We start from the raw sequence: 13,219 nt of genomic DNA, 5'->3' as shown, positions 1-13,219 counted from the left end.
CTCACAGCGCCTCCTGAAGCTCGTAAGGAACAAGGGTCTGCTCCCAGGGAAGGATTCCGACCGGCAGAGTGCAGCTGAACGCGGCCGCCTGCATCCGGTCGGCGGGCCGCACCTGCACCCGGGACGCAGCGGTCAGATTGCGTATGGCGACGCTCGCGTCGGACAGTTGCTCGATGTTGTCGACGGTCACCGTCAGCATCAGCGAGAACTCCACGAGCCCGGCGCCCGCCGCCTCCTCTGCCGCGGTCTGCTCCGCCGCACGAACCTCGGAGGCCGCACGGGCCTGCACCATGTTCTTGCCGGACGTGGCCATGAACTGGGCGCTGCGCCGGTCCGACTCGACGATCCGGGCAGAGGTGGCCGGGTCGATGGGCCGGTAGACCAACGCCACCCGCTTGCGGCGGGTCCCCGGCGCCGCCTCCAGCATGCCTCGCAGTACGGAGGACCGTACGGTGCCACGGGGCGCCAGCGTCAGCAGCCAGGTCCGGGACACGCCCGAGTCGTGCTGGTAGCTGCCCACGGACTCGACGGCGGCGGCAGGGCCGGCGTCGTCCCACTCCAGGCCCGTTCCGCCGTGCTGGGCACGGGCGTTGAGCACGTCGGCCGCCACCGCCGGGTCGTACGCCACCCGGACCACCTCGGCGATCCGCTCGGCCGACAGCGCGAAGGCCGCGCCGCCGCCCGCCGCGACCAGGCCGCTGAGCAGACCGGGAATGCGGATGGCGAGGTCGGCGACGACGTCCTCCTTCTTCCGCTTCTGGCCGGCTGGGACGCCGTAGGTGAGCGCCACGTAGGTGTGCATCTCCGACGAGGCGGTGGGGTAGCGCTGGACGACCTCCTCCATCACCGCCCGGGCGGCGGGTGGGGCGTCCGGATGGAGGCGGGGCAGCACCTCGTTGGCGAGGCGGGTGCCCGGATCGGGGGCGGTCTCCACGATGACGGAGGCGCCGCGCAGACCTGGTTCGTGCGCCAGCCGGGCCAGCCATTCGCCCCACAGAGCCACCCACACGTCGACTTGGTCCGGGTCGACGAGCGAACCGCCGTCGGGGTCGCAGCCCAGCACGATGGTGTACAGGTTGCGGGCCGGATGGTGCAGCACGCCGAAGGGCCGGTCGTAGGCGTCCTGACCATCGCTCACGGTCACCTTGTTGAGCAGACCCGGAGGGCGGAAGCGCCCGCCGGGCCGCGCGGAGAGCGGGCCGGAGGTGTACAGGTGGGAGCCCTTGGCCTTGCGGCGCCACCATCCGATCCGGAGGGTGACGAGCTGATAGACGTTGCGCCCGTCCTGGGTGCGGACGGCCAGCGGGACCAGCAGGACGATCAGCGGCGCGGCCACCACCAGCGCTGCTGTCAGGGATATCAGCGACGCGAGCAGGGTCAGGACGAGCCCGCCGAAAACCCCGAACGTGCCGACCAGACCGAGCGGGCCCAGGCCCGGCCTGCGTGGCCGGCGCCAGTTCCCATAGGTGGGATGGATGACTGTTTCCGTAGACATGGTGATCCGGATTCCTCTCACGAAGCCGGGAGTCGGAGGGACGACCCCGGTCCGGGGTCAGTGGTTGTGGCCCCGGTCGCCGTCGGCGCCATCGACGGCGCCGGCCGCCGTGTTGCCGACGACCCTGGCCGCGGTGGTCGCCGTCGTGATCGCCGCGCCGACCGCACCGCCCGGTCCGGACCGGCTTGGGACACCGCCCGCTCCGGTGCCGCCGCCGGACCCCCTCGGCCCGGTCTGACCGCCGAGTCCCGGGGCGCCGACGGAACCGCCACCGCCTGTCGTGCCGTTGCGGCCGGATCCCCCGGTCGCACCACTCGGTCCGGCATCACCCCGCCCGGATGAACCCGAGCCGATCGACCGGGCGCCGGACGCCACAAGACCACCGACCTGGGACACCCCACCCCCCACGCCGCCGGAGCCGAGGGCCGCGGTCGCCGGGACCACGAGTTTGAGCAGAGCGGGCAGGGAGACCGCGGACAGCAGCATCACGCCGATACCGGCGATGCGTTCGTTGATGTCGTTGCCGCCCTGGTTGGCCGAGCCGCCGGAGGTGATCATCGCCGAGCCGGCGTACAGCACGAGCGCGGCAGCCGGTTTGTAGAGCAGCCAGGCGATCATCCAGCCGATGTGCTTGCGCCACCAGCCGCTGCCCCACTCCGTCATCGAGGCGGCGGCGGCCAGGGGCAGCGTGCCGAGTAGAAGGATCATCACGCCGAGCCTGATGTACAACAGGATCGTGTGAACGATGCCGGCGATCAGCAGGAGGAACGCGAGCACGAGCAGCAGGAATGCCTGGATGCCGTCGCCGTCCGAGCAGCTGCCCACGTTGTTCAGCTGGTTCTGGGCTCCGGCGGAGAACAGGTAGTCGGCGTACCGGTCGGACAGGCTTGCCGCAGCGGTGACGATGGTGGTGGCGGCGCCGGAGACCAAGACCACGCGCAGGATGCCCTTGAGAGCGGTGACGCCCGCGGTTCCGCGGCGCTCGGCCGCCATCCGGGCGGCGGCGAACACCAGCGAGCCGACCGCGAGATACACCACGACCCACTGCGACTGGCCGTTGACGTCTCGCGCCGTGTCCGTCCCCGCCAGGGTGGGTACGGCTGTGGTGAGCGCTCCGAACACCGCGATCGCGCCGGCGAGGACGGCGTTCGCGACACCCTTGACGATCGTGCCCACGGGGTCGCCGAGGAACTCGAAGAAGCCGACCGCGACGTCGACCACGGGATTGCCGGTCGGGCACGCCATGTCACACCCCCCACATCAGAAAGCCGTTGGCGCCCGGCACGGTCTGAACAGGCGTGTGCAGATCGCCGTCGGCGCTGGGCACGACCTTCCAGTCGCCACCGCTCCACCGCAGACCGATCGTGGTGGCGGCGTAGCCGCTGGAGGTCTTCATGAGCAGTTCCACGTCCGCGGTGGAACCTCGGTAGGACGAGATCGCGAAACCCGCATACGTCGCGGGCGACGAGGCGCCGCGGGTGGCGGCGTCACGCACGGTGGAGCGCTGGGACACGAACAGGTCGCGGCCCCGGCCGGCCACCACCTGTTCCTCGGTGACCGCCCGCCAGTTGGGGCCGCTCATCTGCGCGGGAATGATGTGCGCCGCGAGGGCGGCACCCGTCGGTGTGTGCGCGAAGCACCACCACACCGCGCCCGAGGTGCGGGTCGGCCCTGCCGAGGCCGAGACCGGCACACGGGCCACATCGAGCGTGCGCCAGCTGATGTCCGTCGGCGCGGCCGTGGGCAGCGCCGAGCCCGCGCTGTCATCGGTATGGCAGCCTGTCGGTCGGCTGCCCCTGTCGGCGGACGTGCTGCCCAGCGGACCACTGCCCTGGGCACCGGAGTCGGAGACTTCGTGGCTCCCGGACGTCAGTGCGACGCCCCCGCCCACGACAAGGACCACGGCGAGGAACCCCGCCGACACCTGCCAGCTGCGCTGTTTGTAGTACGGCCCGTCGGGCTGGGTCCGTCGTTGCCTGCGTCGGAACACTTCGACCGTTCCTCCCGGCTCACGCGAAGACGAAGCTGACGAGCGGACCGGCGGTGGCGACGAGGACACAGCCGCCGAGCACCATGCCGAGTCGGCTCATGTGCTCCGAACTCTCACCGCGCTTGACGGAGAGGGCCATCATCGCGCCGGTGACCAGCACACCGGCCACACCGGCGGCCGTGCCGGCCCATGCGGCGATGCCGAGCACCGTGTTGACCTTGGCGGTCAGTTCGCCGGGAGCGTCGCGGGTCGGCTGGGGTACGTCGGCGGCAAGGAAGTTGGCGGTGTCGAAGAGAAGGCTGGACATGGAGGTCTCCGGGTGAGTCGGTGCCACGGAGCGTGGCGAGGCGGAAGTGGGTCGGCCGGACTGGGCCGATGTGCGGTCAGTGGAGTGAGAGGTCGCCGAGGAAGGCGATCAGAGGGCCGGCCGTCGAAGCGATGACACAGGCAATGGCGATAAAAAGGACGCCTCGGAAGTGTTCGCCGCCCTCGCCGGGATCGCCGCGGCGCATCTGGATCGCCATGTTGATGCCGACGATGATGAGCCCACCGACCCCGGCGGCACTGGCGCACCAGGCGATGACGTCGAGGATGGTCCCGGCATCGGGCCCGGGGTCGAAAGCAGCGAGTGTTCGGACGGCATCCCTGTGGCCGGTCATGTTCGGTCACCTTCGCTTTCTGATTCGGGGGGGGCGAGCCGACAGTCGGGAGCTGAGCACGGTGATCCGGGGACGGAGTTGCTGTGTGGCGTCGCGGGCGGTCAGGAAGGAACCCCGGACACGGTGATCCGGCTCGATACAGCGCCCGTACGGGGTTTCCCGGACACCGGTACGACCGTCCGGCGGCCGACGCGGCCCGGCCGGAAACGGAGGTTCACGCGCTGTCGGCTTCCCTGCCGAAGCTGCGGCCGATCAGTTCCGCCAGGGGCAGGAGTTGCTTCGGCAGAACCTGTGTGCGGCCGTGCACGCGCCAGGCCGAAATCCACGGCACCCGATGCACAGGCACGGCCGAGCGCAGAACACGGATGCGGCGCAGCAAGGCCAGTGGCAGTCGGCCTGGGATATCTGCCACCAGGACCACGCCGAGCAGGTCGAGTTCCTGTGGGGCAGCACCTTCGCGCAGTGCACGCAGGGCGCGCGACACCGACTGCAGCCCGCTGGCGCTGGTCCGTCCGACAAGAAACACCCGGCGGGGTTCGCCCCGGGCCGGATCGGGCCAGCGGGCGCCGATGTCGACCCCTCCCAACGCCTTGGCCAGCGATGTCGTGCCGGCCCCGCCGTGTGCCTTGACCCATCCGATCTCCTGCGACGCCGGGGAGCGCACACGGCTGCTCTGTCGCGGATGGCCCCAGGGCGCCTGGGCGGTTGGTGTCGGCGCGGACCTGCGCTGTACACCGTTTCTCCTTGCGCCGTCTCTCATGGCCCGGGGGACGGAGAGACGTGTGGTGGGACGGTCGATTTCGGGGACCTCGTGCGCGTTGGACGGTGTGTCCGACGCCGGCTGCATGTGCTGGGCGTGAGGGGCGGTTGGGTGCTGGTGGGACATCGGGTCCGCAACGGTGTAGGCACTGGGCTCGGGCGGAGGGGTGATGGCGGGCGGCTCTGCCGACGCAGTGTCGGACAGCCGTGGTGACGATGTCGTCGGTTCCGGCGCCGGATACTCCCCGACCATCGCGCCGCCCTCGTCCCATGCCGTGGGCCCCCGTACCCATGACTGCGGGTTCGAGGACACCGCCGAGGACACGCTTCTGTGCGCCATACGCGCCACCCACTCTTCCCATCACGGACCGTAGCCGTATATCGAATGACGTTCTCTGTTTTGAACCGGTTTGCAGTGGGGCCCGTTGGGGTGTGTCGAGCCCGTCGGCACCACAACGGCCGTTCACTTCGAACGGTTCAAGGCACCGGCGATCCGTTATGACCACCGGAAGAGAAAGAGGCACGCACCCATGAGCCTTGGCGCGGGACAGCCGCCGGACGAGGGCGGTACATCGAGGACGGTGCGCAACACCCTGGCGGCCGGCACCGGCTTCGGCATCCTGCTGTCGCCGCTGGCCCTGCTGAGCACGACCGTCATCGTGATCATCTTCGGCGGCCTGGGAGTCATCCTGGCGCCGCTGATCGCCCTGATCCTGCTGTTCAGCGGCGGCGGCGACTCGGGAGGCGACCCGAACGCGGTGATGTCGTCGTTTCAGGGCGACGGCAAGGGCGAACTCGACTCCGAGACGGTCCCCTCGGACCTGGAGGACACCATCAACGAGGCCGGCGGACTGTGCGACCCGGTCGGCCCTGTCGTCATCGCCGCCCAAATCGAACGGGAATCCGGCTGGAATGCCTCACTGACCGGCCTCAACGGCGAACAGGGCCTGTCGCAACTGCCGCCGGACGTCTTCAAGCAGTACGGCAAGGACGAGGACGACAACGGCAGCACGTCCGCCCTCGATCCCAAGGACTCGATCATGGCGCAAGGCCGGTTCATGTGCGATCTCGCCGACCAAGCACAGAAGTTGATCGACTCCGGCGCCGCCACCGGCAAGGTCCTCGACCTGGCCCTGGCCGGCTACGACGAAGGCATGGACACGGTCCGCGCCGCGCGCGGCGTACCGCAGACCAACGAGGGCCAGGGCTATGTCCTGGGTGTCCGTGCCCTGTTCGCCAAATACGACGGCACCGCGCCGATTCCGTTCTCCTCACCGCCCGCTACCCCATCGCCCTCCGCTTCCACTCCCACCCCCGAGTCCTGACGAGGAGCATCGCCATGGCGTCAGCCCACTTCGAGATCCTCATCGGCGACAACGACACGGCCCAGGTCAACGGCGAGCCGATGTTCCGGGACTCCCAGAGGCCAATACACGAACTCGTACTCGACCTGCTGCAAGGTCATGCTCGGCGCCTGGGCGCCGCGGTCGAAGCGGTCATCGACAGCCGGCCGGGGCTCACGACCTTCCGATTGGAGGTCGCCCCGGACGGCTCCAGCCGCATCCTGACACTCGACGCATCCTCGGGGGCCGAGGAGGCGCGGCAACCGCTGCCGGAAACGGCCGAGCCCGCGGCAGCCGTCAAGGAATCCGCCTCCACCGGCGGGACCCCCGTACCCGCCCGACTTCTCGACCGCGTTCGTGCCATCAATCGCGCCGCTGCTGACGGCGATGTGAGACATGCACTGGAGATGGCGAGCGCTCTGCGCGTACACCTCGCCGATGTCGAAGGCCATGACCACGCGCACACCCTGGAGGCACGTGCTATGGAGGCGTATCTCGCGTATCTGTACGGCGAGCACCGTCAGGCCACTGTGCTGGCCCTCGGGGTCGCACGGATCCGTTGCCGGGACGGCGACGCACGGGTTCCGGACGATCTGGCCCGTGCCACCGCTTCCTGGCGTCGGCTTGAGGACGATGCCGCGGCCGTCGCCCATGGCCACGAACTGCTGCACATGTACGACACGTTGGAGCGACAAGAGCTGCTTCCGTCCAGCCATCGCGAGCTCGCGGACCTGGTGAGGCGCCATCTGCACTGGCTTACGTCAACACCCTGACCTGGGCGTCATCCGTTCATATCTCCGCTGTAAATCTCGCATGGACAGCCCCTCGGGAAACTCGAACCACTCCAGGAACAGAGCCATAACACCTCTGGAGAAACGGGAAATTACCGGCCTGACCGGTCGACGAACCGAGGAACACGCTATGAACCTGAACGTCATCGGCTCAGCGGGCGCCGACACCGTCGAGGAGCGGGCCTTGCGGGAGCTGTACCTGGCCCACGGGCCTGCCCTCCACGCATACGTCCTGCGCCTGCTGAACGGAGACATGCACCGCGCTGAGGACGTCGTCCAGGAGACGCTGCTCCGCTGCTGGCAAAAGTTCGATCTCTCCGGCCAGGAGGGGAAGGCCGTACGGCCCTGGGTGTTCCGAGTGGCTCGCAACCTGGTCATCGACGGGCACCGCACCCGATTGGCCCGCCCCCAGGAGGTCGGGAGCGATACCTCCTGGCTGAACGACATGTGCACCGAGATCAATGACATCGACCGGGTTCTCGTCACCATGGTGATACGAGACGCTCTGGAAGCTCTGACACCGGTGCACAGGGAGGCACTCCTTGAGACGTTTTTCGCCGACCGCACCGTCCAGCAAGCCGCTGCTGTGCTCGGCGTTGCGCCAGGTACCGTCAAGTCCCGCGTGTTTTATGGCCTGCGTTCGCTGCGCCTCGCGCTGCAAGAACGAGGAGTCGACGCCGCCGCCGGCTGAGGCAATAGACCGCTGTCGCCGATCGTCTGTCCAAGGCTCTCGCGGAGCCCGCCGATGGAGATCCCCCTGGGACGCAGTCACTACTGCCCGCGCAGGGTCCGGCCGGCCCTCGTCCGGCTCACCGCAAACATGGGAAACATCGGAATTGGAGATGCCACTGTTCGCCCCAGCGCCCCAACCAGGTCGTCGTCCGAGCGCCGGCGGAGCTCCAGGTCGGGTTTCGTGAGCGGTTGCAGTGAGACGGTCGAGCGGCCCGGAGCTTCCAGGTCGCCCGGATGATGACGGAGACCGGGCCCCGGCGGGAAAACCCTGGCGACGCTCGGCACCTGGATCGTCCTGGAACGCGTAAGGCCCGTCCCTCATCGAGGCGGAGTAGCTGTGCGGTCGGGAGCCTCCGGAAGCAGGTTCGAGGCACCAGTGCAGCCACGTCGGGCGCGGCTCATCGCCCCCTTATCCGGATATAGGGTCAGCCATCGACGCCCTCCTCATCGGTGCCCTCGTCGAGCCGCTCACGAAGCCTGACCAACGTCTGGCTGCTGACGTGCGCCAGTTCGCCGAGGTCAGTGTCACTGACGGCGGATTTGACGCCCGGCCGGTCTTCCCACGAGAGCACGCGGTACAGACGGGCGTAGACGGCGGAGCGACAGGACTTCGCGGTGGCCTCGGCGGCCGCGCGAGCCCTGCCGTACGCCGCGAGTTCGTCGAGGACCTCCTTACGCAGTTCCTCGCGCCGGGCGTGAGCCACGTAGGTCGTGTTACCGAGCAGCACGATCCCCTCGGCCTCGGCAGCCGCGCTGGCCCTCTCCGGAACGGCCTCCAACTCGGCAGACGTGGTGTCGGCGGTGACGAGCGCCGGCTGCGCAGCGAGGAAGGCGGCGGCATTCTGCACCGGGCGGCCGGCGGCGGCCTCGCGGCGGTGCTTGTAGAGCCAGGCCCGGGTACCGATGAGCGACGCGCCGTGGGCATGGGGGTCGATTCCCAAGGCCTCGGCGATGGCTGGGTTGAGGTACAGGCCGTACCGGTTGAGGCGCTCAGCCTCCTCGTCGAGTTGCCTGTCGTCGAGACTGGCCCACCGGTCCTGAACGAGGCTGGGATGAACCGACACGGCCTCGGCCATGTTCACGAGCCCCGGGCGGCGGCCCTGAGGCGGGTGCCAATGACGGCTGCAGGCAGCCTGGATGTCCATACCCGCGCTGGCCGACTCCGCGCTCCAGTCATAAGTGTTGGTGCCGGGGACGGACTGCAGGTTCAGCAACAGGGCCTGGGCGAGCGCGGCGACTTCATGGGCGAAGGCGTTGCCCTCCTCAAGCGTGAGGTACGGACGCTCCACGAAGTTGTAGTGCGAGTCGATCGTCCAGAACAGGATGTCGGCAACGCGCTGCCAATGGAACGGGGCCCAGACGCCGGCCGAAGGCGGGAACCGGTCATTCTTGTTCCGGCCCCGTGGCACCCGCCAGTCGTCGCAGTAGAAGTAGAACTCCTGGCTCCTGACATCCAGTACGAGCTTCTGGTAGTGCCCCGCGTCGAAGTGGATCTGTCCCCTGGCGTACTGCCCCTTGCTGTCGACATACCTGCGGGCTTCCTCCGCGTCGGGCAGGGGCGGGACCTGGTCGGGGGTGGTCTCGCGGACGATGACCGCGGACGCGGTGCCGGTGGTCTCCTCGCGGTCAGCGTCCGCAGACGAGGAAACTGACAAGTCGGGTCCAGGGCGATATGCGGTGGCCGAAGCCTCCTCCTGGTTGGACTCCTCATGACTGTGCTGACGGTGCTCCTGCCCGTGTGGCATGACTCAGCCTTCCATCTCGGATACGGACCTGGCCTTTCGGCCGCGGCCATGACGGCGATAGGCAACAACGGTGTTGGACGTGCCACGGTTCACCCGATGTCAAGGGCTGGGGAGTGGCGTCTACGCCTGCACCGAGACGGAACACATGATGCGAGTGCGTCCCAACGACCGACTCACGATCCGTACGGGCGGCAGAGTGACCATCGACGGCTACCGGTTGCCCGTCGGCCAGATGCAGGGATGTCGCCGGCACCCGCAGCAGCCCCGGCGTCGGCAACAGCTGCGGCATCGTCTCGTCCGTGCCGCACACCATTCGGGATGAACTGCGTGTCGATCCCGGCTCACGGCCTGGCGCAGCATGGCGAAGATGTGTGAACCGATCCGGGACCGGTTCCGTCTCCTTGTCCGGCCGTAATCCGCATCGGGCTGGAACTCCCGATCCGCTCCGTATCACGAGAGTCGGCCGCGACGACGCCCCGCGGCGCCGGGAGGCGGCGCTGTTCGCGAGAAGTACGAGGCAGCCGACCCCACTCACAGCTCTTTCCATCCTCAGCCCGAGCAGGCCAGTTGGAGGGCGAGGACGGCTTGGCCTGTTGGCCGGCGGACAGCTTCCCCCTCGGCCGCGGACCGTTGCGGGGGTGGGCGAGAGTGAGCAAGGTCTGCCGGCCCGGGCTCAGGCGCCGCCATCGGGGGCCGAGAGTATGACGGTGTTCTCTGCGGCGGACGGCGAGCAAGCACAGGGCAGAGCGGGACACGTCAACGCCGGACGGGTAGGCAAACGTGCGAAGCCTCTGTCGGAGACGGTTCCTGAAGAAGCAGGTTCGCCGGTTGACCAACGAAAACACCGAATTGGAGAACGAACTCGCCGCAGCTCGGGACAACCTCAGATTCGCCGACAAGCGCATCGCGGCCCTCGATGTCGAGCGTGCTGCGGCTGCTCTGCCGTGATCCACGACCGGAACCCCGCCGCCGAGCGGGGTTCCGGTAACCAACCCGGCTCTTCGGACTTGAGCGGGGTTCGCGACGGCGTTCGACCCGAGCGTAGGCCACGACGCCGACCGTGGCGGTCGGGCGGGGTACGGTCGCCGCCACGGCGCACCCGCAGGCCGCCGTCTGGACCCTGGCCACCTACCGGCGACGGTGGCGCCGAGGTAGGTGGCCCCAGTACGTCAGGACCCGCACACCAGCGCCCGGACCGCGGCGAACGAGGGCTCCGGCTGCTCCAGCCACGGAAAGTGGCCGGCGTTCGGGACGACGACCACCCGGGGCTGGGCATGGGCGAGCTCCTGCTGCCCGGCCTTGACCCACCCGGACCCGAACGGGTCGTCTGCGCCGGAAAGGATCAATGCCGGGCCACGGTACTGGGCCAGGCCCGAGGCGATTCCAGCGAACGTCTCGGCGGTCAGGCCCTGGTTCGTTGCAGCGCCGGCGCTTGCAGAGCAGGTGGTTGTGTCAAGCGCACCGGGCGGCGGTACGAAGCTCGGGTCGGCGAAGTACACCGGGAACAACGCCTTCAGTTGCGCGGTGCAGTCATCGCCCATCACGTCCGGAATCGGCAGCCGGATCACACCGTCGCCGACCAGCTTGGCCAGCCTCGCATTGAAGGGCTGCAAGCCTGCCTGAGCCGCGGCCCCATCGGCCGGTTCGGCGTCGATCAGCCCCAACGCACGGACCCGGTCCGGGTGGGCGGCGGTATAGGCGGACGCCATCAGCCCACCCCAGGAGTGGCCGAGCAGCACGATGTGCGGCGCGCCCAGTGACTGACGCACAGCCTCCAGGTCCGCGACGTATGACGCGACCGAGTAGTCGCCGTCGGCCGGCTTGGTGGAACGCCCGGTGCCACGCTGGTCCCAGGTCACCACCCGGACGTGGTCGGAGGCCAGCTTCTCGAAGGCGCGCATGTAGTCGCTGGACAGGCCCGGTCCACCGTGGAGGGCGACTACGGTAGTTTCGGCGCGCGGTGACCCGACCGCGCGGACGAACAGATCGACGCCGTCGCCGTGGATGGTGCGCTCGACGACCGTCGCGGCGGACCCCGTCGTCGCATGTGAGCGCGACGTGGAGGTTGATGTGGCAGTCGGCACGTCGGCCGGACGCTGCTGTGCGGACGTCGGCGGCCCGGCGGCCACCATCCCGCAGATGGTCAACGCGAACGCAGGCACCGCAACCGCGATGCGGGCGAAACGGGGCACTGTTACTCCTGGATGTGGATTCTGCTGCGAGACATCACGGTGGAATGACCGTGATAGCCCGGCGACACTGACACCGGAATTTCGGTGAAGACGAAGTAAAGTGACGAACGGTCCTAGCCTTTTCCCGCATGGTCAGGCTCCGAGATGGCGCCTGGCACTGGCGTACTCCTTGGACTGGTTGTACTTGTCCGCAGAGTGCATGGCTAGGTGGTCCTGGTGTCTGTAGGCAAGCGCCAGTGTCTGTTAAAGCGCGTTCCGGCCTCGCCCTACTCTGGTTCTTTTGGCTCCTACAATCGTCAGTCGGCGCCTCTGCGGAAATCCTTCGAGAGGACGCCGTTGGCGATTTCTCTACAAGCGTGCTGTCAGAGACTGATCGGGATAGAGAAAGAGATCGGGATGCTGGTGGCGCAGGTGAACTCGTCATGCCGGCCCAACTCCTCGCCCTGATCCCGGTATGACTGTCTCGCGGCACCGGCGCGGTGATCAGCCGGTGCTTCGTTCCTCGCCACACCGGCCCGCCGACACCAGCCTCGTACGGGTTGGTACCAGCCGTTCCATCGGCAGCGGGCCGACCGAGGCCGGTGCACCGCACGGTCTCCGCTGGCAGACCGTCACCGGTAAGTGCCGAACGGCCGCTGGGCTCCGCGTCATGCTGTGTGCCGGCCCCCTGGCCTCGGCGGCGCGCGACCGCCCGCTGCCGAGGGTCTGGACGATTGATTCAGTACGTTCCGGCACCTGCTCGATCCGGTCGGGCTTCGCATCGCAGCCGGAACACGCCGGCAGCACCGCCGCCCGGATCGACAGGTGTCGCAGCTGCAGCAGGCACCCCCGAGGGCTCCGGGCCCGACGGCTCGCTCATGCTGCGGCGCACCCGACGCGGAAGGGCAGGGCGGTCAGGATACGCCCCGCCCTTCCTGTCAGCCGTCCCGTCGGACGGCTACGCCCCCATGGTCAGCAGTAGTTGTACCCGCCGTCACCGAGGCGAGGCATGCGGACCTCGACGTCGGAGGCTTCGGTCTCGGATACGTCCTCCCACGAACCGTCCAACAGCGCTTCGAGTTCGTCGATCACAGTAAGGGTGTTCATAGCGTTCTCCGTTTCGTACGGAAGACATTGGGGGAATGGGCACCTGAGGGCTCCACGAGCCGTGTTGCGGTGCCCTGCTTACGATCATTCGTGCAGCGACCGGCCGAGTCCTCGGCGATCGGCGCAGTTACGGCACGCAACGCCTCGTCCCGCCCGAAGAGGCGAACTCCCCGTCTCGTGAGGCAGATCCCCCTGCTCGGTGTGCATTTACGGACCTATTCGTGTGCACTGTCGGGCAAGATCTCCACCTGCGCGGCTCTTAAAGTCCCGGGCACATACCAACGGTGTGGAACCTATTACCGTGCGCTCACGCGCAGGTGAGGCCCTGCCGACGTCCGGGGACCGCACGTCGTGCGGCTGCCGTCCGTACGACACGGACGAGGTACCGGACGGCATGGACCAAGAACCGGGCGCCCGTACACGTATG

At 68.6% G+C, this 13,219-nt stretch carries 12 protein-coding genes; 3 read left to right on the top strand and 9 right to left on the bottom strand.

What is annotated here, in order from left to right:
- Position 1: 1 nt before the first annotated feature.
- From SSP29_RS19950 to SSP29_RS19925, 6 genes are all read right to left on the bottom strand, one after another.
- Positions 2–1,495: an SCO6880 family protein gene (locus SSP29_RS19950; RefSeq protein WP_089102050.1), complete on the bottom strand. Its 1,494-nt coding sequence runs from the start codon at positions 1,493–1,495 to the stop codon at positions 2–4.
- 57 nt (positions 1,496–1,552) lie between these two features.
- On the bottom strand, positions 1,553–2,740 hold the full coding sequence (locus SSP29_RS19945; protein WP_089102049.1) for a hypothetical protein: 1,188 nt from the start codon (positions 2,738–2,740) through the stop codon (positions 1,553–1,555).
- Position 2,741: 1 nt separating this feature from the next.
- Entirely contained in the window at positions 2,742–3,485 is a 744-nt protein-coding gene (locus tag SSP29_RS19940) for a DUF8175 domain-containg protein (RefSeq protein ID WP_089102048.1), read from the bottom strand.
- A gap of 19 nt (positions 3,486–3,504) precedes the next feature.
- Entirely contained in the window at positions 3,505–3,792 is a 288-nt protein-coding gene (locus tag SSP29_RS19935) for a hypothetical protein (RefSeq protein ID WP_089102047.1), read from the bottom strand.
- 76 nt (positions 3,793–3,868) lie between these two features.
- Positions 3,869–4,144 carry a hypothetical protein gene (locus tag SSP29_RS19930; RefSeq protein WP_089102046.1) on the bottom strand — a complete coding sequence of 92 codons (276 nt, stop codon included), beginning with the start codon at positions 4,142–4,144 and terminating at the stop codon, positions 3,869–3,871.
- 214 nt (positions 4,145–4,358) lie between these two features.
- On the bottom strand, positions 4,359–4,808 hold the full coding sequence (locus SSP29_RS19925) for a DUF6668 family protein (RefSeq protein ID WP_150134515.1): 450 nt from the start codon (positions 4,806–4,808) through the stop codon (positions 4,359–4,361).
- 625 nt (positions 4,809–5,433) lie between these two features.
- Between SSP29_RS19925 and SSP29_RS19915 the strand changes: the two genes are divergently transcribed.
- From SSP29_RS19915 to SSP29_RS19905, 3 genes are all read left to right on the top strand, one after another.
- Entirely contained in the window at positions 5,434–6,228 is a 795-nt protein-coding gene (locus SSP29_RS19915; RefSeq protein WP_089102044.1) for a transglycosylase SLT domain-containing protein, read from the top strand.
- Positions 6,229–6,242: 14 nt separating this feature from the next.
- Positions 6,243–7,019 (top strand): hypothetical protein, encoded by a 777-nt coding sequence (locus tag SSP29_RS52555; RefSeq protein ID WP_145968926.1) that lies wholly within the window; start codon positions 6,243–6,245, stop codon positions 7,017–7,019.
- Between the two features lie 148 nt (positions 7,020–7,167).
- A complete protein-coding gene (locus SSP29_RS19905; protein WP_089102042.1) occupies positions 7,168–7,728 on the top strand; it encodes a sigma-70 family RNA polymerase sigma factor in 561 nt (186 codons plus the stop codon).
- A gap of 466 nt (positions 7,729–8,194) precedes the next feature.
- Here the strand turns inward: SSP29_RS19905 and SSP29_RS19900 are convergent, their stop codons facing one another.
- The 3 genes from SSP29_RS19900 to SSP29_RS60935 all read right to left on the bottom strand — a co-directional run bounded on the left by SSP29_RS19900 (position 8,195) and on the right by SSP29_RS60935 (position 12,792).
- Positions 8,195–9,514, bottom strand: a complete 1,320-nt coding sequence (locus tag SSP29_RS19900; RefSeq protein WP_089102041.1) for a hypothetical protein — start codon at positions 9,512–9,514, stop codon at positions 8,195–8,197.
- 1,169 nt (positions 9,515–10,683) lie between these two features.
- Positions 10,684–11,706 carry an alpha/beta fold hydrolase gene (locus tag SSP29_RS19890; RefSeq protein ID WP_089102040.1) on the bottom strand — a complete coding sequence of 341 codons (1,023 nt, stop codon included), beginning with the start codon at positions 11,704–11,706 and terminating at the stop codon, positions 10,684–10,686.
- A 951-nt stretch (positions 11,707–12,657) separates the two neighbouring features.
- Entirely contained in the window at positions 12,658–12,792 is a 135-nt protein-coding gene (locus SSP29_RS60935) for a hypothetical protein (RefSeq protein WP_275539767.1), read from the bottom strand.
- Between the last annotated feature and the right edge of the window lie 427 nt (positions 12,793–13,219).

Source organism: Streptomyces hyaluromycini, assembly GCF_002217755.1.
GTDB lineage: Bacteria > Actinomycetota > Actinomycetes > Streptomycetales > Streptomycetaceae > Streptomyces > Streptomyces hyaluromycini.
Note: the sequence above shows the minus strand (reverse complement) of the source record. Positions and strands in the feature narration are given on the sequence as shown.